Annotated in this window: 11 protein-coding genes; 4 read left to right on the forward strand and 7 right to left on the reverse strand. The window is 49.5% G+C overall.

The window, feature by feature from the left end; translation table 11 throughout:
• Positions 1–132: 132 nt before the first annotated feature.
• Both ACWIP2_RS04475 and ACWIP2_RS04480 read right to left on the reverse strand, forming a co-directional pair.
• Complete coding sequence (locus tag ACWIP2_RS04475; RefSeq protein WP_448518704.1) at positions 133–2,283, reverse strand: hypothetical protein; 2,151 nt, start codon at positions 2,281–2,283, stop codon at positions 133–135.
• Positions 2,276–3,970: a toxin-antitoxin system YwqK family antitoxin gene (locus ACWIP2_RS04480; RefSeq protein WP_448518705.1), complete on the reverse strand. Its 1,695-nt coding sequence runs from the start codon at positions 3,968–3,970 to the stop codon at positions 2,276–2,278. Before ACWIP2_RS04480 ends, ACWIP2_RS04475 begins: the two co-directional genes overlap by 8 nt.
• Before the next feature lie 108 nt (positions 3,971–4,078).
• On the opposite strand from ACWIP2_RS04480, the gene ACWIP2_RS04485 reads away from it, so the two are divergent.
• Positions 4,079–4,573 carry a YajQ family cyclic di-GMP-binding protein gene (locus ACWIP2_RS04485; RefSeq protein ID WP_448518706.1) on the forward strand — a complete coding sequence of 165 codons (495 nt, stop codon included), beginning with the start codon at positions 4,079–4,081 and terminating at the stop codon, positions 4,571–4,573.
• A 54-nt stretch (positions 4,574–4,627) separates the two neighbouring features.
• Here ACWIP2_RS04485 and ACWIP2_RS04490 read toward each other — a convergent pair whose 3' ends face one another.
• Positions 4,628–7,495, reverse strand: coding sequence for a prolyl oligopeptidase family serine peptidase (locus ACWIP2_RS04490; protein ID WP_448518707.1), 2,868 nt, complete (start codon positions 7,493–7,495; stop codon positions 4,628–4,630).
• A gap of 104 nt (positions 7,496–7,599) precedes the next feature.
• On the opposite strand from ACWIP2_RS04490, the gene ACWIP2_RS04495 reads away from it, so the two are divergent.
• Genes ACWIP2_RS04495 through ACWIP2_RS04505 form a run of 3 tightly spaced genes read left to right on the forward strand, consistent with a single transcriptional unit; the run spans position 7,600 to position 10,754 of the window.
• Entirely contained in the window at positions 7,600–8,472 is an 873-nt protein-coding gene (locus ACWIP2_RS04495) for an SPOR domain-containing protein (protein WP_448518708.1), read from the forward strand.
• Positions 8,473–8,512: 40 nt separating this feature from the next.
• Positions 8,513–9,523: a septal ring lytic transglycosylase RlpA family protein gene (locus tag ACWIP2_RS04500; RefSeq protein ID WP_448518709.1), complete on the forward strand. Its 1,011-nt coding sequence runs from the start codon at positions 8,513–8,515 to the stop codon at positions 9,521–9,523.
• 10 nt (positions 9,524–9,533) lie between these two features.
• Entirely contained in the window at positions 9,534–10,754 is a 1,221-nt protein-coding gene (locus ACWIP2_RS04505; protein WP_448518710.1) for a TlpA disulfide reductase family protein, read from the forward strand.
• A gap of 438 nt (positions 10,755–11,192) precedes the next feature.
• On the opposite strand, the gene ACWIP2_RS04510 is transcribed toward ACWIP2_RS04505, so the two are convergent.
• The 4 genes from ACWIP2_RS04510 to ACWIP2_RS04525 form a co-directional block, all read right to left on the reverse strand.
• Positions 11,193–11,603, reverse strand: coding sequence for a hypothetical protein (locus ACWIP2_RS04510; protein ID WP_448518711.1), 411 nt, complete (start codon positions 11,601–11,603; stop codon positions 11,193–11,195).
• Positions 11,604–11,817: 214 nt separating this feature from the next.
• Positions 11,818–18,369, reverse strand: coding sequence for a PKD domain-containing protein (locus ACWIP2_RS04515; protein ID WP_448518712.1), 6,552 nt, complete (start codon positions 18,367–18,369; stop codon positions 11,818–11,820).
• A gap of 29 nt (positions 18,370–18,398) precedes the next feature.
• Complete coding sequence (locus ACWIP2_RS04520) at positions 18,399–19,340, reverse strand: hypothetical protein (protein WP_448518713.1); 942 nt, start codon at positions 19,338–19,340, stop codon at positions 18,399–18,401.
• 18 nt (positions 19,341–19,358) lie between these two features.
• The gene (locus ACWIP2_RS04525) at positions 19,359–21,338 is read right to left on the reverse strand and encodes a fibronectin type III domain-containing protein (protein WP_448518714.1); all 1,980 of its coding nucleotides are present in this window, start codon (positions 21,336–21,338) and stop codon (positions 19,359–19,361) included.
• Between the last annotated feature and the right edge of the window lie 4 nt (positions 21,339–21,342).

Consider the following 21,342-nt stretch of genomic DNA (forward strand, 5'->3'; position numbering starts at 1 on the left):
TAAGTGCGTCCGTGTATAGTCGTAAAAAAACAAATCGATTGCGGTACCAAAATCAGATCGTCTCGGCTTAACACAGAAACACCGGCAAGATTGTAAGCTAAAACGAGAAAAGCAAAAATTTGCAAAAAAATGTTAAAGTTGAATCCGCACACCCGGGCCTACCAAAAAAAACCATCGCGCATCGCGAATTAAGTAGCCAAAACCACCAAAAAGCGGAAAACTGAGTTTTAAATCGCGGCGACTGGGAAAAACTGAACCTAGCACTACTATCCCCAAATCGCGATTGTCGTTGGTGGTGTTGAAGTTGAAGGCATTGAGCGCCAAAGCCCCTACCCCTATCCTGTATGGTCTTAAGGCAGCTACCTTGTTGGGTTGAAAAAAGCGAAACTGCGCGATAACAGCCAAGCTGATACCACCGAGCGAAGTAAAACCTTCTTCGCCTATCTTCTTGGTAATCAAACCGGCAGGGAAAGATACGTCTATGTCAAACGAATAGTGGCGTTGCAACACGATTTCTATTTTGTGGTTATACGTATCTCCGCCATGCCTGTCGGCGCGATGCCTGAAAGTAATTTCTACGCGACTCCAGTCCTCCAGATCGCGGGTTTTGCGGCTCAGGATGTTGTTGAGCAGGATTATGCCTCGCGTACAGTCCTTCCGATCATAGAAGCTCCCCCTGACCGAACTTTCCGAAGGGCAGGCACACAGATTCTCGATCCTTCGGAACTCCAAAAGCTGGTTAGTTTGCGAACTGATGCGGACTTCTGCCTCGAGATATTGCTTGCCAAACAAACGATCGGGCAGATCAATGCTATCAGTTTCAAAGGCGATATTAATTTCCTGTAATACTTTGTCGTACAGTACAAGCGAGGTAATATCGGTCAGGCGCTGGTAGCCTCTGCCGTAGTCAATTTTGACAAAATCGAGGGGTTTAGCTCGCTGAAACTCCCTGATTGTCAGGCTAAAGCCCGAATTTTGCCCGTTCATAATCAAGGCAACCCGGCGGCGGGCAATGTCTTGGGGAATTTTTACGCGAAACTGCACCAGATTTTCATTGCGCAGCAGGCTGTCTTCCTGTACGGTAGGCAAACCATCAAATGAAAACTGCGCCTTGTTGAGCGAGCGCCCCTCGATGCGCATATCCAGACTTTCGCCGGGCTGTACGTTCAGGTTGTCTGTCCACTCTGCCCCATCGCGGGAAACCGTTATGCGGGCAATCGTTGTGCGCGGAATAATGTTCGTATTGGTCAAGTAAACTGCCTGATCGCCATCTTTAATATACAAATAGCCATTTTGCTGCCTGTGCAAACCATACAGCCGCATTGTACACAACACGCGATTGGTACTCAGCTTGCTTTTGGTAAATATCTCACCAATGAGCCTGCCACCCGGTTCTTCCTGACTTTCAATGCGATAGGTTTTGCGCATTTGCAGGTTGCGGTGATAATCCATCTCTACTTCCAGTTCGTTACCGTTCTGTTCGTTGTAAAAGATATCGTTCTTATGCAGTCGCAAAAATATTAGGCGACTTTGCCTCGACTGAATGGTAAGCGAGATAGGCGGCAACTGAAACGTAGGCTGCCCGTTTGGGCCAATGAAAGGTCGCCGCGTAGCTAATTGGATGCTCAAATTGTGTAAGCCCGGTTCATTGGCTGCAAGATGCAGGCGAACGCGTCCTTGAAACTGGGAAATCTTATAGTCAATCGGCTGGTTTTCAGTCCATTGATTATCAATGAGCAAGGCATCCGGATCGCTGACTTCTATGTCCATTACTTCCTCTTCGCCAACGTAAAGCTCGTCTTTAGCTAATCGGAAACGCACCTGCGGCACTTTGTAGGGCATTAGGCGAATATTGAAAAACTGTTCGCGCAGCCCGCCATCGTTATACATCAGCCAGAAGTTCAGGGATAAAAACTGCGCATTGTCCAAATCGCGGAACTGTAGTCGGGCGGTTAGGTAGTCCTGCGTTGGTGCGGGCATGAGCGAATCCAGCACTACAAAATCGGCAGAGGGTAGTAATCTCCACTGCTGAATTACCTCGGGATGTGTGAAATAGATGCGCAACTCGGCGGTTGTATTGCTTTCCCGATATGGAAAAGCTAACTGCTTGATACCCTGAAACATAACCCCGTTTGTATTGAGGTGGTAATGTGCCGTATCAATCCAAAGCGCTACATCGCGCAGCACAGGGCTTTTGCCGGTACGCGGCTGCGCCTGTGTGCCAAGTGCTGCCAGAAGCAGGCACGACAACAGCAACAGCCATGAAATTCTCCTGTCAGTCATCCGATTTTGGTTTGCCGTGTACAAAAATACGTTCTTTTTGCAGCCTTCCCTTGCGGTCGTAGTAGCGCCAGCGCCCCTCGGGTAAGCCGTCTTTGTAGTTGCCAATCATGCTGACCTGCCATTTGCCCAAAAAACGACGTTTTTCATGGTAGATCAGGCGATTGCCGTTGCCATTTTTGAAGTTGCCTGCAGGTAATTTGCGCCCGTTAGCTGCTACAAAGTCGCTGATGGATAACAGCCGTCCTGCCTGCCACTCTTCTCGCTGCCGCTCTTGCCCCTTGCTGTGGAAATAGCGCCATTCGCCTTGTTCGCAGTCGTGGGCATAGCTGCCTGTGGCGCGTACGCTACCGTTGGCTTGGTAGTCTGTCCACATACCATGCCGCAAACCATCTTCAAAATATCCTTTGGCAACGGTCTGCTTATCCTTATAAAATAGCCACTCACCTGTCGGGCAGCCCCCCTGCATGATACCCGTAGCAGTGATTTGCCCCTGTTCGTCGTAGTATGTCCATTTGCCCTCGGCGATGCCTTTGTGGTACTGTCCCGCTGCCTGTAAATGCTGATTGGCGTAAAAAAACTGCCACTCGCCTTGCGGTATTCCTTCAACAACCTGCCCTTGTGCCTGCAAAACGCCATTGGGATAAAAAAATACACATAGGGAATCTATTTGCCCGTTGCGGTAGTAGCCACGCATGAGCAGTTCATCTTGTATAGTGCGCAGTTCAAATGCTCCATCGGCTTGCCCCTTGCGGTAGTTTTGCGTCAGCACTTCCTGTAAAGCACTGAAATACTGAACATTACCTTCCAAAAATCCATTTTGGTAGCTGCCTTTGGCAACTATATTTCCATGTATGTCTTTGAAAATGCGCTCGCCTGTGCCAGTGTCTATCATTACTTGATTACCCGCTTCCAAACGGAGTAACTGATCTGTTGCGTAAATCATTCTTTCCGATACCTGCCCCGATGCATCATAGCGCAGTTGTTGCCCCTCGAGTTTGCCATCTTTCAACAAAAGACTGCTCACGCGCTTGCCGGCCTCGCTGATCTCCCAGTTGCCATGCGGTACGCCGTCCTTAAAGTTCCCTTTGATCTGCCAACTTTCGTCGGGAGCGCGAAACTCCCAGCGCCCTTCCGCGAGTTTTGTCAAAAAATCGCCTTTGGCAAAAATTTTACCATTCGGATAGAACCACTGCGAAGCGCCATGGTATGCGCCCTGTCTGAACCAGTGCCACTCGGCTGCCAATTTGCCATCGGGAAAATACAGCTGCCACATCCCGCGCGGGCGTTTTTGATCGGTCATGCCGCGCAGTACATAATGCCCAGCGCTGTTGTAGTAGGCAAATGCGCTGTCGGGCTGCCCACCGCGAAACCACTGCTCATAAACGATTTTTCCATCTGCATACCACTTGCCCCAGCCTGTAGCGACTCCTCTGCGGTAGTGCTGTTCGTGAAAAACTCTTCGGTTGGCATACCAAAACCACTTGCCTTCGGGCTGCCCGCGTCGGTAGCTGCCTTCCACCTGCAACTGCCTGTCTGAGGGCGAGTAAAACATCCACTGCCCCTCGCGGTTGTTTTGTACTGTTTTGCCTGTTGCTATTAACGAATCAGGAACGAGTAGCTGCCCGAAAGCTACATGACAAACAGCAGCCAGTACGAATAGGCAAATCAACCGAAAACAAACAATCATCATTTAACCTGTTTTGACAATGTCGCCAATCTTATGCTTCATTGCAAAAAAGCCGATTTGTCTCCAAATTTGAGCATCAAAGGTTCATTACATCAAACCCAAACGCTTATGCCTTCTTTTGATATTGTTAACAAAATTGACCATCAGCTACTGGATAACGCTATTAACACTGCCCGCAAGGAAATCGCCACGCGCTACGACCTGAAAGACACCAAAACAGAAATCACTTTAGACAAAAAAACGCTACATATCACCATCGTTACAGATAATGAAATGAGCCTGAAAGCCGTTATCAAAGTAATTATTGAGCGCATGGTCAAACAAAATCTGGATGCCAAATGCTTGGATTTCGGCAAAGCAGAGTACGCATCGGGCAATATGGTGCGCAAAGACATCAGCGTTAAAGAGGGTATCGAAAAAGATATTGCCAAAAAAATAATCAAAGATATCAAAGATTCTGGGCTGAAAGTGCAAGCCAGCATCATGGACGAAACCGTGCGCGTAACGGGCAAAAAGATTGATGACCTGCAAGAGGTGATCGCGCTCATGCGCCAGAAAGACTACAATATTCCGCTGCAGTTCGTCAATATGAAGCGGGATTAAGCTCAAAATCCACGCCGTTGCCTGTGCGGACACAAACAACGGCGTGGCACAAAATTAATAACCTGCATTGATGCCTTTTTCTATCATTGGTACGCCTTTTTCCATCCATGCAGGCATAGGTGCGCCTTTGAGGTAGTGGTCGAAAAACTGCGACATGCGGATTGTGAAATCCTTGCGATTTTTACGCTGCGTCAGTCCGTGTTTCTCGCCGTTGTAGTTAAGCATCCACACAGGCTTTCGCAGGCGCTTTAGTGCCATGAAAAACTCAATTCCCTGATACCAAGGCACTGCGCCGTCGTCGTCGTTGTGCATCATCAGCACCGGAGTATTGACTTTGGGCGCATAGAACAGCGGCGAATTTTCCAGAAAATGCAGTGGCTTTTCCCACAAAGTCCCACCAATGCGGCTCTGCGTATGCTCGTATTGGTGAATGCGGCTCAGGCCACTTTCCCAACGGATACCGCCGTAGGCGCTGGTCATATTGACTACAGGTGCGCCCGCCTCTGCTGCGCGAAACAAATTGGTGCGCGTAACCAAATAGGCAGTCTGATAGCCGCCCCAACTGTGTCCCTGCAAGCCGATCCGATCCGGATCAACGAATCCCTGAGCAAGTACTTTCATTACGCCGGGCATGATACAGTTATAAGCGCTTTCGCCCGGATAGCCGATTTTATAGACAATATCAGGTACAAAAATCACGTAGCCATTGCTGGTGTAGTAAGTGTAATTGATGATGGAACGCCCCGGCGAGGGTGCATAGTGCTGGTACAGATTGTCTGCATTTTTTTCGTAGTAATAGACAATCATGGGATATTTTTTGGCAGGGTCGAAGTTTTCGGGCTTGTAGAGCAGCCCTTCCAGAGCAATACCATCATCGGAAATCCATTTGACAGGCTCGACAGTTCCCCAGAGGTAAGCTGCCTGCTGCGGGTTGGCATTGCTAATGCGGCGCAGATTGCTAAAACTCAGGTCTGTTACGTGCAAATCGGGGAACTCATTGAAATTGCCTCTGGTAACTAACAGACGATCAGCATTTTTTGCCTTGATAACTGCACCAAACGAATGCGGCGAACTCAGCAGAACGATCGGCTGTTTGCCTGCCTCTAAACGTGCAAAACCATCCATCTTGGAAACTTCGCTAAACATGCGCAACAGTACGGGTTGTGCCGTATCTATGAAGCGCTCTTCGCTGTCTAAACGCACATAGCGATAGCGCAGGCGATTGGTTCTGCCGTTGGCGGTCAGGTTGCGCATCTGCCCTGTTTTCGGATCAAGCGACCAGATGTCGTAGCGATCATAAACCCATATTTCGCGATCGTTGGCTGTCCAGCCCGCAAAACCATACGGACGCGGATAGTCGGGCGAGTCGTTTTCCTCATCTACCCAACGCTTGTCATTAGACACTTTGATGAGTTTGCCTTCGCCGATGTGATAGGCGTAAAGCGCTGTATCTGTTGCATTGAACCAATAAGCGTAAGTCGCTTGCGGAGAAAGCATCGCTCGCGCTTTGACTCCTTTGGCAATCAACCGACGTGTACCATCGGTCAGGTTGATCAGATAAATATCGCTGTCGGCGTTCCAGTTCCAACTTACCTCAGTGATATACGCCTCGTTGTTTTCAGCGATTGCCCAGTCGGCGTTACCTTCGTCACCCGTACTGATGTTAGGGAAGCCCACATTGCCAATTTGTACCAATTTATCTACGGCCAGATGATAAACTGCCATGTAGTTGCGGCGTTTGTCCTGCTCTAAGCGTACCTTTTGCTGCGGTTGGATATAGCCATCTTGCCAGTTCCAAATATCTACCTGTACCACCTCCTCAGGCAACAAAGTTGTATCTGCCTCTAAAGGCTTGGGCGAAGTGCCAAAGAAGAGTCGCTTGCCGTTTTTAGAGAATCTTAGATTGGCATACTCGCTTACGATCCAGTCTTTGGGCATAAAATCTGCACCTGTGGTGGCAATGATACGCGCCGAGTCCTGTCCATTTTGCCAAACACAAAGGGCATAGCTGTATTTCGCATTTTTTGCAGTGTCGCGGTTAGCCATAAAGCCGATGGCTGCACCGTCTTCGCTGACAGACAGCCCCTTGTACTTGCCTTTACCTGATGCGATGCGCTGCAACTGCTCCTTAGCCAGATCGTAGCGATAAATGCCCGGCATCATGGTGCTGTCGTTGCCGGTTGTAGCAAAGGTCAGCGCCTGTCCGAGAGCTGCAAAGCTGTAGTCTGTAACAAACTGAAAAACAGTTTCTTTCCCTGTTTTCAGATTGCGTAATACGAGCCTTGAACCGTTGTCTGCACTTTCTTTTTTAGGCGCTTGGGCAGGTTTGGCATTTTTTGCCGTGTCTGTTTTCGCATTGTTAGCAGCAGGCTTTTCGGGCAGCGCAGGTTCTAACTGGTAGGCAAGCCATCCGCCCGCTTTTTCAGGCATTTTGTAGGATTGAATTTCTGCTACGCGCAGGGAGCGGCGGCTTGCCACTTCGTAAATGCCCAGCGTATCGCGTGGCATTTCTTCGCGCTTTTTCTTTTGGCGGCGCAGCGTTTTCATTAGCTCCATTGGCGGCTTGATCCGAAAGGCTACGTGCGTGGCATCGAAGCTGATACGCGCACCTGAAGCCCGCGAAACAGAATCTTCCTGATTATTGGTCAGGTTTTTGAACAGCAGTTTTCCATCGCCCTCCTGCGGATTAATGGCAAAGACAGCTAGTTGTCCGTTAGTTGCGATCTGCGTCTCGGCAATTTCTTTCCAACTGTCGTAAACGCCATGGTGCAGGGGCTTTTTCGCACTTGTTTGCTGATTGGCAGCACCGCGGGGCTGCCTGCTTTGAGCCGTTGCATACGAAACAAAAGTCAGCATCAGCAGACTGCTGAGTAGCAACTTTACTCTGTTTTGTGTTACTTTGACCGGAAATCGTTTTTTCATCTTCAAACGGATGAGACAAACAAAATAATGTAAACAGTGAACGGGTTGCTGTTTTAATCAGAGGCATCGAAGCCGCCCGTTAAAATAAGGTAAAATCCGCGCAAATGCGAAAGGTTTTTCAGATACTACTATTGCTCTCAAGTGTTACATTGCTGCCTGCCTTGGCGCAAAGGCAGTCGGCAACGATTAACGTAAAAATAGTTGCCAATAGCGAATCAGAAAGTTGGCATATGGTCGCGCATAAAAGCCTGCCGCTGGGTATGCATCTGCACACCAGCACCCAGGCAGCGAACAGCCCGAAAATAGTGCTGAAAGTCAATAGAATATTGCCCAAAAACTCACCGCACGAGATGGAGATTTCGCAGGCAGCAGCCGATTCTTTAGGCATTAGCGGCACACAGGCGATGCTTAGAATAGAGTATAGCCCGATGTCTTTGCCCCGCAGTGGGCAGGTGGTAGCCGATGCTTACCGCGAAGTCAGCGCCAATCGCCCCGAACCTGCCGCTAAAGGAAGAGTTTACTACGACAATGAGGAAGTCCCCGTAGCTACCGCGCCCAAACCCGAAGCGGATAAAAAGCCAACCGTAACAGCAAACAAACCTACAGCTACACAGTCCGGCGCAGTTACTAAAAAAACACAAAAAAATCCACCTGACAATAAAAACAGCAAGCCTGCCCCCACAGGAAAAAAGCAAGCATTTGCAGCGCCCGGAACTTATGATCTGCGCGGCACAAAAGTTGCCGTAAAAGGTTTTGGACTACAGCTACACGCATTTAACGAGGTCGAAAAAGCAGTAAAAGTTGCAAGCGATCTGGAAAGTAAAAAATTAGGGAAAGTTTATATACGGGCAAATAGCGCAGCGCCGAGATATCGCGTCATTTTGGGCGTTTATCCCACAAAAGTTGCTGCCGACAAAGCTGCCAAAGAACTCAAAACCAAGCAGCAGCTAAGTGCTATCGTCAAGCCGCATTTGTAGCTGCCGTAACGGAAATATCCCCAAACTTAACTTTACAAACGTGCGAAAAAAACATCTGTTTATTGTGCTGATTCTGTTGCCGCCCCTGCAACTGACAGTAGCGCCTTTAGACCAGTCTTACAATCGGGTAGGCTATAGACAACGCGGCGAAGCCTCCTACTACGCCGATCAGTTTCACGGCAGGAAGACTGCCAACGGTGAAAAATTTGACATGAATGCGCTAACCGCAGCACACCCCCGCATCCGATTCAATACGCTGCTGCGCGTTACCAACCTACGCAACAACCAATCGGTGATCGTACGGATCAACGATCGCGGCCCCTATGTTGGTAACCGCATCATTGATTTATCGAAAGCTGCAGCAGGAAAAATTGACATGATCAGATCAGGCGTTGCACCCGTACAGTTAGAAGTGCTGTACGTAGAAACCGGCCCAATGAGCGATCAGGAGCGTCGCGAAAACGAAGAACGCATCCGCCGTCAGGAAGAGCGCGGAGGAGGCAGCACACCGCGCCCAAACCAAGAAACAAATACAAGCGAAGACAACCAGCGCCGCTCGGTATTGGAGCGCATCCGCCGCCTGCTGGGCAAAAAAGATGGATCTAACGAAAGCCGTGAAGAAAGTGGTAATACCAACCCTGCCCCTAATTCGCCACCACCGCAACCTGAGCCTCCCCCCAGACCAGAAGAGAAACAAGCTCCTCAGCGGGAAACCCGACCACAACCCGAGCCACAGCAAAGACCCGGCAACCAACCCCTTGATACCGAAACTTTTGCAGGTATCAACACCTATCAATTGGACGGAACTATCACCTATCCCGAAGGATACGGGGTGCAAGTAGGCTCATTCAGCCAGCTACAGGCAGCCATCCGCAAAGGGCGCGAGGTAGAACAAACCCGCTTTGCAAACGTTTATATCCAGACCGGATGGTCAGGATCTGTGCGGGTTTTTCGCATTATAGCAGGCGAGGGCACAATTGATCAGGCGCAGGCGCTTGCTGCGCGTCTGAAAACCAAAGGTTTTAACGGATTTGTCAGACAACATTATTAATCAACTTCACATGAAAACATCACTCGTGCTAATGGTATTTTTATTGGCAGGTTTGCCCACTGCTCAGGCACAAAACATTCCCTCAGGCATCTGGCGTGCTATTTTGAGTATTCAGAACAAAGAAGTTCCGTTTTTGATGGAAGTCCGCGAGCGCAAAGAAGCCACACCAATATTCATTATTCGAAACGGCGAGGAGCGCATAGAAGCTACAGATGTGAGTTATCGCAACGACTCAATAGTCATCAACATGCCCGTATTCGATGCGGAAATTATTGCCAAATCTGAAGGCAACACGCTCAGCGGGGTATTCAGCAAAAACCTGCCCGGCAATGCGATCTACCGCGTACCGTTTCAGGCACAGCACGGCGAAACGCATCGCTTCAGCAAGAATCCCGATCAGGCGACTGTTGATATATCAGGCAAGTGGGATGTAACTTTTACGACTGCCGAAGGACGCACCTCGCAGGCGGTAGGCATTTTCACACAAAAAGCCAATCACCTTACAGGCACTTTCCTGACACCCACAGGCGACTATCGTTTTCTGGAAGGGCAAGTCAGCGGCAATAGATTCAGTCTTTCCACATTCAATGGCGAAAGTATCTTGCTGTTTGAAGGTATGGTTGCTTCCGATCAAATCACAGGCGAGACATGGTCGGGTATCAGCGGCCACCGCCGCTGGCAAGCAACACGCAACGAAAACGCCAAACTACCTGATCCTGAGAAACTTACCTTTCTCAAAGAAGGTTATGATCGGCTGAGTTTCCGCTTCCCCAACTTAGACGGTCGGCCTGTAAGTATTGACGACGAACGCTATCAAGGCAAAGTTGTAATAGTGCAGTTGCTTGGCTCATGGTGTCCCAATTGTATGGATGAAACTGCTTTTCTGGCACCTTATTATGATGCCAATAAAGACAAAGGTTTAGAGATAATTGGGCTTGCCTATGAACGCTCTCCAACATTTGAAGAATCTCAACCGCGCATACTCAAAATGGCCAAGCGTTTGAAAGTTAACTACGAAATACTCTTTGCAGGCACTACAGAAAAAGAAGCCGCCAATGCTACACTACCGATGCTCAATGCGGTTATTGCCTACCCAACAACTATTTTCATTGACAAAAAAGGCAAAGTGCGCAAGATTCACACAGGATTCAGCGGCCCGGGTACAGGTCGTTATTACACCGAATATGTAGAAGAGTTTGATCGCTTTGTAAAGCAATTGTTAAGCGAGTAATCACAACTATTTCTGCACCGAAACGCCCGGTGCGTAAACTCAGATAAACGCCGTTTTTTGTCAATAAAAAATCTGTGAAAACATGCGCTATCAGCCCTCATCAGTGTTCCTAATAACATTAGGAATTGCATGATGGGTAAATCGAGGCTGTCCAAAAAATAACACGTACTCTAATCTGTGATTTGTTAATTACTTGACAAACAAATAGTTACAGACCGAAGTCTGCGCTACGTTCGTCCTTTTTGGACAGCCTCAGAAAAAGGGGCAGAGATAATTTCGATGCTACCAATATGCGATTCCTACGGGATGAAAACTGCATGGCAGATGATTTGTTTTGGTGTTACCGGCTAAAAAAAACACCATAGGCACAGCCTGCACGTCACAAACAACAGAGGTCATAAAAGCAGCAAAGAGAACTTTAAGCTACTGACTGGTTACTTAGCTCTGCAGCGCTTCTTCCATCGTGTCGCAGTAGCGGATGTCAAAGTCCTCAAAATGGAAAGCAGGATATTCTCTCACAATCTTCTTACGAGCAATTTCTACTGCTTTGCGGAAAAAATCGTCTTGTGGCAGTAATTTTCGATAAGACACTAAACCATATTGTTTCATCTCTTGCTTCCACTCTACATGATACCATACCATAGATGCCTGATGAAAAACTTTCAGATTGCGTTTATCCAAAATCATCTTCTGTACCTGATTTTGCTTAACGTAATCTCCAATTATCGCAAAGATTTCTTGGAAGTCCTTCGCTGGAATGTAGTCGGTCTTAAGTGTACAAATAACGGTTGCTGCCTCATCGAGAGCAACTACCTGCGCATACTTGTTATCCAATAACTGGTAATCCATAACGAAGATTTATTTGGCTGCAAAGCTACGAATATTTTTTTTAGCAAAAAGTTTATTGTCTGGCAAATTAAGAATCAAATATGTTAATTACTTACATGGATTGACATTAGCAAAAATAATTAGCAGAAAACGAAAAATCATCTGATTATCAGTAAAAATCGCCCTAGCAAATGAGTTATTTTGCAGGGCGATTTATTGAAATACCTACCCGAAGCTATTCTTTCATTACACGAAGCACAAGCGAATGATCATCCGAAGTGATTTTCAGTAGGTAAAGCCCTGTAGGCAGGTGTCCGAAGTCAAACTCTCTGCTGAAATCTTTGGCTTTTACCTCAAAGGTTTCGCTGACAGGTATGCCGCGCAGGTCGTAGAACTGCATTCGCACGGCTGCCTCATCGCCCATCTTCACATCCAAAGTAAACTTGCTGCGTGCAGGATTCGGGAATACCCGCGCCTCTACAATGCCTTTGAATGCAGAAGCATTTGAGGGCGGCGCACCCTGTGCCAGTCCGTCGTTGGGCAGCCTGCCACCCTGCTGACGCTGCACAATAATACGCTTGGTGCGGATGTTTTCACAAATGCCATTGCTTACTTTGAGTGTTACCTCAAAAGTACCTTCGCGGCTGTAGCGATGCGTCGGATTGAGGGCTGTACTTCTGTTGCCATCACCAAAGTTCCACTCCTGACGTGTCGGAGCGGGATGCGATACGTTGATAAACTGCACCTCTTCGTTTACACCTACTTCACTTTGCGAAAGGAACTGCGCTTCAATGCTTTGCGGATTGCGGATAATGTTGATGGTGCGGGTTGTTACGCATCCTTTATCGCTTGTAGCAGTTACGGTATATCTGCCTGTCTGAGAGATAGTTACCTTGCTGCCGCTCGCCGTAAAGTTGCCGCCTTCGCGCGTCCAGTTGTACTGAACACCCGCCTGTGCGTTTACTTCCAGCTCAAGGCTGTTGCCTTCGCAAAGTTGCTGCTCCTGAGGCAGTTGCAACTGTGGCAGTGGATTGACTTTTACTTCTATCTCGTCGGTAGCTACGCACTGTCCGTTGCGCACGCGAACGCGGTAAATACCTGCCCTTGCAACGGTAATGGTACGAGTTGTTTCGCCTGTGCTCCATTCGTAGCTCATGCCGGGATTGCCCGCATCTAAGGTTACGGACTCGCCCTCACAGATTTCTTTGTCATCGCCGAGGGTTACTTCCAGCGCCGGCTCTTCTATGGTGATAGTAACGGAAGCTTTCGCCTCACAGAACCCATCGCGCATGACGGTTACGCTGTAGATGCCGGAACGGGTAACGCGCAGGGTTTGCGTCGTAGAACCATCCGACCAGCGGAAACGCGCCCCTGCATTGCCTGCGTTGAGCGTTACAGGCGTACAAGACACCTGATTTGCCCCCAAATCTACAGTCAGTTTCGGACGGGTGCGCACCACAAAATCCTGCACGCGCACGCAACCCTCTGCGTCGGTCATTTCTACACGGTAGCTGCCTGCCTGCGCAACGGAGATACTGCGCGTAGTTGCGCCTGTGCTCCATCGGTAGCTTTGTGCTTCGCCGCCTGTCAGGGTTTCGCTGTCGCCCTCGCAAATGGTAAGTTCGGTCGGAGTCAGCATTTCAGGCTCGCGGATAGTAATAGTTACTGTGCCTTGCGCTTCGCAAGCATCATCGCGGGTAACGGTTACGCTGTAGGTGCCGGAACGGGTAACGCGCAGGGTTTGCGTCGTAGAACCGTCCGACCAGCGGAAACGCGCCCCTGCATTGCCTGCATCTAATACGACAGGCTCACAGGAGGTGCGGTCAGTGCCTAAATCCACGCGCAGACGCGGTTTTATGTTCAGGCGGATTTCATGTTGACTTACACAGCCTTGCGCAGTAGTGATTTGTACGCGGTAAACGCCTGCAATGCGCGCCTGAATGGTTTGCGTAGTTGCGCCCGTACTCCACAGGTAGCGGCTGCCCGGATTGCCTGCATCCAGAACAGCGGTTTCATCGCTGCATATTTCCACTTGATTTTCAGGTATTTTTACCTCATCGGCAAAAGTAACTTTCACCGAGCGGCGAATGGTGCAGCCGTCTTTGCTTACTTCAACCCAGTAATCCCCGCTTTGACGCACGGTCAGGGTGCGGTTGCGCGAACCATCCGACCAGCGGAAAGTTGTACCGGGAGCAAGGTTGCGGGCATCCAGTACTTCCACCTCGCCAAAGCATTTGTTGATTTCCTTTGGAAACTCAAACGGCTCAGGTCCGCCGATAATGACGTTTACCGATGAGGTGGCTGAACAGTTGTCTTCGCTGAAAATTGTCAGCGTGTATTCGCCGGGCTTGTCCACTTCTATGGCGCGGGTAGTTGCGCCCGTACTCCACAAATAGCGAACAGCATTTTGGTTGAAACTTGGCTGCAAGGTTAGCTTTTCGCCGCGACAGAGGATTTCCTGTGCCTTAGCAAATTGCAGGAAAGGCTGCTTTTTGATGCGAATAAATATTTCATCCGTTTCCTGACAGCCTGCGGGGTCGGTAACAGTTACGGAATATGTTCCCGTTTCCGTTACACGAATAAAGCGGGTCGTTGCGCCGGTATTCCAAAGGTAGGTGCTGCCGGGGTTGCGGGCATCTAAGAAGGTTTCGCCGCACTCCTCGCGGTCGGGTCCCAGATTGGCGTTTACTGTTGCCAGCAGTTGTACCTCAACGGTTTCCGTAATGGCACAGCCCTGCGGCGAGGTGATGGTAACGCTGTAAATACCTGAAGTGGTTACGTTGATGGTTTGCGTAGTTGCGCCTGTGCTCCAGAGATAGCTACTGCCCGGATTCTCGGCATCAAGTGTCAGATTGGGCGCACAAGTACCAATTACCCCACCCAGATTTAACACAGGTTTGGGATGCACAATGACGTTTTGTGTGAATACATCAGTACAGCCAAAACCGTTGAGTGCAGTCAGCGTAACAGTGTAGGAACCTGCTGTTGCATAGGTTTTTACAGGCGACTCATCGGTAGAAGTAGTACTATCGCCAAAGTCCCACACGTAGGTAGTAGCTGCGGCAAAGGTATTGGTTGTGTTGGTGAATGTGATGGCTTCCGTCTCACAACGCAAGGCAGATACTGTGAAAGCAGGCACAGGGCGCGGATGAATCGTGATATTTTGTGTCGTCTGATGTGTACAACCATTCACATCTGTTACAGTCAGCGTTACCGTGAATGTACCAAAGGTTGTGTAGGTATGTGTAGCATCGTCATTGCCACCCAGCGTTACCGCAGGCGAACCGTCGCCAAAATTCCACACCGAAGTTGTCAGCGCGTTAGCACCTGTTGAAGTATTGACAAATGTCAACGGGCTGTCTTTGCATATGTTGGCAGCCGTAAAAGCAGCCGTCGGCAATGGATAAACGGTAAAGTTCTGAGTCGTACTGTGCGTGCATCCTGTATTGGAAACAACGGTCAGCGTAACGGGGTAAGTACCTGCCAGCGCATACACATGCGTTACAGCATCCAGCGCGTTTGCACCTGTCAGAACAACGAGTGGCGAACCATCGCCAAAGTTCCAGCGCGACTCCACGATTTGAGGCGTTGCTGCCAGCCCTGCAACGCTAGCAATCGTTGAGGTATTGGTAAAAGTAAAACCTGCGGGGTCAATACACGCCGCACCTGCAGAGGTAAATACTGCCACAGGATTGGGGCGCACTTCTACATCGTATTCAATGAACTGCGTACAGGCATTGGGGGCATCTGTAGTTACAGTCAGCCGCACTGTGTATACGCCGGGATTGGCGTAGGTATGCGTAGCCGCATTCATTGCGTTAGCGCCTGTCAGCGTTTGGGTATTGCCGTCACCAAAATTCCAGAGCGAGGTAACAATCTGCGGTGCAGTTCCAAAGCCAATCGGCGTAGGAACGGTAGAAGCATTGGTAAATGTCGTTGGTGCATTGTGGCAAACCTGCGTAAAGGTAAAGTTTGGCACAGGCTGCGGATGAAGGGTGATGTTTTCGGTCTGTACAGCCTGGCAACCTGTGTTGGAAATTACTGTCAGCGTAACGGTATATACGCCTGCGGCAGCATAAGTATGCGAAACGGAGTTCAACGCATCTGCTCCCGATTCGGTTAGTATGGGCGAACCATCGCCGAAGTTCCAGCGAGCCTCTACAATTTCGGGTGTACTTGCCAAACCGCCGGGGTCTGCAATGTCAGAAAAGTTCAAAAACTCAATACCTGCTCCCGTGAAGCACAAGTCATTCATAAAAGCAAAATCAGCAACAGGATTAGGTCGCACTTCTACCGTTTGCGTAACCGTATGTGAACACGCGGCAGGTGCGGTCGGTGCGTTTGAAGTTACGGTCAGCGTTACGGTATAAACACCCGCTGCGGCATAGGTATGATTCACCAAGTCCAGCGCGTTTGCGCCTGTGAGTGTTTGCGTATTACCATCACCAAAATCCCATACGGCAGTAGCAATTTGCGGCAAAACCGCCAGCCCCAAAGGTTGCGCAATGGTGGAAGCATTGGTAAATGTGGTTGGTGTACCTGCGCAAACATCCGTTTTAGTAAAGGCAGCTACAGGAACCGGATAAACATCTACTGCCTGTGTAATTTCCGTAACGCAGGCAGGAGTTGCGTTGGAAGTGGTGCGCAGCGTTACCATGTAGCGACCGGGAGCAGCGTAGGTATGCGATACATTGTCTGCCCCTGCAACAGTCTGCGAGTTGCTGTCGCCAAAAATCCATTCCGACTGCACGATGGCGGGCGTAAGCGCCAATCCGACAGGGCTGGCAATGTTGGAATTATTGGTAAATGTGGTGGAAGCTCCTGCACAAACAGTCGTAGCATCAAAAGCAGGCACCGGATTGGGACGCACCTCCACGGTTTTTTCTACAAAAGCTACGCAACCCTGTGCCGAAGTCATTGTCAGACGGACGGTGTAAACGCCTGCCGCCGTGTAGGTGTGATTCACCGCATTCAGCGCGTTAGCTCCTGTGTTGGTCAGCGTGTTGCCATCGCCAAACTGCCAGAAGCTCGTAGCGATGCTGACAGGCATTCCGCTTGGCGTGCCTCCGGGAAAAACCAGTGGCGAGCTAATCGGCGTGCCTGCAATGGTAAAATTACTTGCCGCGCCTTGACAAACTTGAGTAAAGTTGAAGTCGGGCGTTGGCAATGGGCGCACTTCTACCGATTTGGTAACTTCATCGGTCAGCGTTATCCTGTCAACTCCCACCGAGCGATATTTAACCGTCAGGCGCAGGCGAACGTTGTACACCCCTGCCGTTGTGTAAGCGCGTGTGTGCGTGTCTGCGTGGCTTGCCTGATCGGTCAGGGTGCGGGTAGTAGGCGAAGAACCTGCCCCGATAAAATCCCACTCTGTCGTGTACACGGCAGTATAGCCGGCTGCTGTCAAATCTGCCGTCAAAGCTGTATTCAGATGAGCAGTCGTGAAATCATGATTACCGCCTACACAGGCATTTGTTGTCGTAAAATCGGGTATGAATCGCGGAAATACGTTTACGGCATAGGTGCGTGTATTAGTACAGCCACGCGCATTGGTCAGCGTTACGGTGTAAAGAAATCTGCCGACAGTTGATGTGTTAACCGTGTGGGTTTGCACCAGATTAAGCGTTGGGAAGGTATGGCTTACAAAAGCTCCACTCCATCGGGCATCAATCAGGTTAGCGCCGTTACCATCTGCCGCAAGGTCGTTGTACACACGCAGCGTCAACGGATTGTTCTGAATGACATAAACTTCTACCGTTTGTCCGGTAGTTGCCGAAGTAGTCGGCGTTGCCGCATCGGGATTGTCTGCCAAACGCGGGGCATTAGCGCAGTTCGCATCGGCAAGGGTCAGGATGGTATTGTTGCCAATCGGTGCGGCAGTAGTACTTTCCAGAAAATTACTTGCTGCCTGCGGCGTTCCTCCAAAGTTTTGAAACGAGCCTCCACCGTCAGGTGAAACAAAGAGGGCGTAATTATTTTCGTTGCCTGCAACCTCATCGTCCACATAGCCCAACCGCACTTGCGCATTGGCAGCGTTGGCAGCGTTGAAACCAAAATAACGCACGATGCTTCCATCAGCAGCATTCGGGAAAGCAGTATGTCCGCGCCAAATCTGGGTAGTTCCCATGTTGGCGCCGCCTGTGCTTATGCCCAGACTCGTGCCGCGCAGGTTGGTCAGGATGTTGTTCGGCGCAAAGGCAGGCAAATTCATCCGCACCAAACCATTGCCATAAACGCGGTTGGCGTTGGTTTCATTTTCCAAAAAACCGCCTTCATCGCTGCCTGAAACAAAGTTGAGCAGGTTGAGGTCAAAACCACTCAAATTGAGCCGTCCGCTGCTGAGTAGCAGGCGATTGCGCAGATCTATTGCCCGGGCGAGACTGATTTCACCCGATGGCTTGTTGAGTTCCAGCCGAAAGAAATTGATGTTTTGCAGCGTAGCGGAAATTAATTGATTGCCCGTACCGTTCAACAAAACCAGACCTTCGGTTGTAAACAAGCCGTTAGATGCCTGATGCGAAAGGTTGCCCCCCAGTGAAAGCGTACCTAAACTTGGCACAGTTGCCGTATTCAGGTTGCTGAAACTACCCGAAACACGCAGCGTAGCCCCTGCATCAATGGCAGTACTGCCATTGTTAGCATTCTGAAAATCGCCATTCACGTGCAGCAAACCGCCGTTGCGAATGGTGATATTCGTTCGGTTATTGATCAGCTGCGCCCATAGCGGCTGCATACATAGCAGTAGCAGCCACAACCAGCCCCATTGTCGTAAACTTCGTATGCTCATACCAAAAAGGGATTAAATGGTTGGTTGGCTTAGTTAATGCGCATGATGAAAGCCAGCGCATAGTAAGGGGGGCGATTTTCGTGTGCGCCATTACTACCAACAGTACTTGTTGTGAAAGTATGGGTATGTCCTCCCGTTATGTTAGTAGTAACGGTTCCACGCCATCTCACATCATTCGGATCTGAATCTGTACCGCCGCCGAAGCCCATATCAACCGTTGTCGTACCCGGATAGTTTCTTGTACGCTGTGCCAGACCATTCGCATCGGTTCCTTCAATCCCATGCGAATGATCACCATTGAAACTCGTCGTTCCGGTATGATCGTGTGCAGGTATTTGAGCAAGCGTGAGGGTTACTTGATTCTCCCCACCAATATTCCCCGGCACATAGCTACTGCCTGCCCCTACAATAAAACGGTCGCGGAGGTCGGGAGTGCCGTTCGCACCATTGCACAAAGCCCACCCTGCGGGAATAGAGGCAATGGAGCCGCTCCACATAATAATGCCACCTAAAGGAATCGTTCCGTTGCCGCTTACAGTACCCGTAACGGCTACGTTACCGCTCACGTTCAGAGCACCTGCCGAAACCGCGCCCGCTGTAGTAAGGTTATTGGCTGTCAAATTGCCGTTAATGAGCGCGTTGCCCTGAACTTCTAAGCGATTGGTTGGCGCGGTTACATTCCCTATGCCTACGTTGCCGTTGTTAAAACTCCATGCGTCTAATACAACCCATTGCGTACCTGAACGGTAAACAAATTTGTTGAGCGTGGTATTAAAAACCAGCAAACCGTTGGCAGGTGCAGTAATTACGTTGTGGTCGGGCATGCGTGGCACCAGCAAACCGCTGTTGGCTGATGTAATCTCCAACATAGCTGAGTTATCGGGCGTAGCTGTACCGATACCTACATTTTGCGCCCATGCCTGAACAGACATGAAAGCAAAGGCAACGAGTAAAATTCTGAATCGTTTCATATGAATACTTGTTGATTGTTATTCGTTAATTGTGGTTTTGAAGGGTTGAGAAACGGCAACTATTCCATCGGCATAGGTGCGCACTTCGTAGTAATAAGTTTGCCCGGGCTTTACGTCCGCATCCAAAAACTTTGTTTCACTTAACATACCGCTCACAGGCTTCCAGTTGCTGTTTTCCAGCTTGCGATAGACAACAAAACCCCGAAGGTCAATACTTTTTGGCTTGTTCCATGTTAGTGATAATTGTTTATTGCGCTTATCGTAAGCCATTGATACATTGGTTACTTTGATTGCATCGGGTGTCAAAGAGACAGTAAGCCGCACCGAAAGCGGGCGCGATTGTTCTGAAATGTTGTTGCTGCTGTCAATCGCCGTAAGCGAATAACTGTACAACTTCCCTTCGCTTAATCCCTTGTCAGTAAATACTGTCTGATTAGGCGCTAAAAGGCTTCCAACGGGCGTATAAGCCAATGAATCAACGGCACGGAACAGTTGATAGCCTTTCAGGTCGCTGTCCACATTGGCAAGCCATGTGATGGTAATGCTTTTGTCTGCATTGGCTTTTACGGCAGTCAGTACAGGTTGTTCAGGCGCTATCACATCGGGCATTCTGCCTTCGGCTGCCAGTGAGCCTTTGCTTTCATTACCCGAAGAATCCAATGCTATGAGCCTGTAAATAAACTTATTACGCGCTACGGCAGGTAGTTTGTCTATATAACTTGTACCGGTAAGCACCTCATTATGAATCAGCGTAAAAGACTCAGAGCGGTTTTCATTAATAGTTCTGTACAGGCGATAGCCAAGTAAATCAGGTTCGGTATTTGGTTGCCATTTAAGGTGCATTTCGCCGCTTTTGGCTTCCAGTATCAGCCCTTGCGGAGCTGCGGGCGGCTCCTTGTCGGGCAGCATAGCAAAAGTAGTATCCGAGTCTCTGCTATTACCCGCACGGTCTAAAGTAGCAACCTTGTAGAACCAGACATCCGCTGCGGGAGGCTCGTCAATAAATACTGTATCGCTGGGCTGCTTCAGGGTTACATTAACTTTTTTAAAGCCTCCTGTTTCTTTTCGACCTCTGCGGTAAATGTCATAGCCTGCCGCATCTGCCGAAGGCGATCTGTTCCAGCGAAGCGCAATCAGACCGGTTTTAGGGTCTGCCTGTGAAGACAAGGCACTCACAGGGAGCGGTGGTGTCCGATCTTCTGCCCGTACTTCTATCGCAGCTGATGGCTGCGTTTCTCTACCAAAAAAGTCAATACCTACAACTTCGTAAGCATAGCTAACGCCATATTGCAGCGTGGTATCGGCATATAAACCTTGCTTGGGCGATCCATCTGCTGTGGGATTGGCAATCGCGCTCATTAGGGGAAGTTCATTGAGTTTTTTACGCCCCTCGACTACCGAGCTTCGGTAAATATTCACTCCAAGAAAGCGCAGCGGCTCTTCTTTCCAAGCTACCTGAAAACGAGTATCGGTCAGGTCATGCACAATGACCGAAGGCGACAATTCCAATATTTCACCACCCATCTCAACTGCCGGTGAGGTCTTCAGCTCCTTTCCTGACGTACTTACCACGCGGTACTCGTAGCGTTGCCCGGCAACGGCGGATGCATCTGTGTATTGGTTGCCCAGATAGCGGGCAAAATCCGGACTTAATACCGACTGGATGGTCAGGAAAGCACCTGCCAGCGAGTTAAGGTCTTTGGCAGTGAGCTTGTCAGCCAGATCGCGATAAGATGCCAGCGTTGGATTAGCGACAACAGCTTCCTGTGGCAGCGGAATATCGCCTTTTTTAAGTGGTTTTGTTGTTAGTTTTTCCCACTGCACAGCTCCGGCAGGGCGGCGATATACATCCACGCCTTCCGCAACATAAACTGTTTCGGGAAACCATTTAACAATCATCCCGCTTTTGCCGGGTGTAGCAATCACCTGATTATTTTGCGCCTGCAAAGCGAAAGGCAAAATTGGCAGCCAGCCTATGACAAACAAAAATTTCCTCATCGCT

It is taken from the genome of Rhodoflexus sp., from assembly GCF_053489755.1.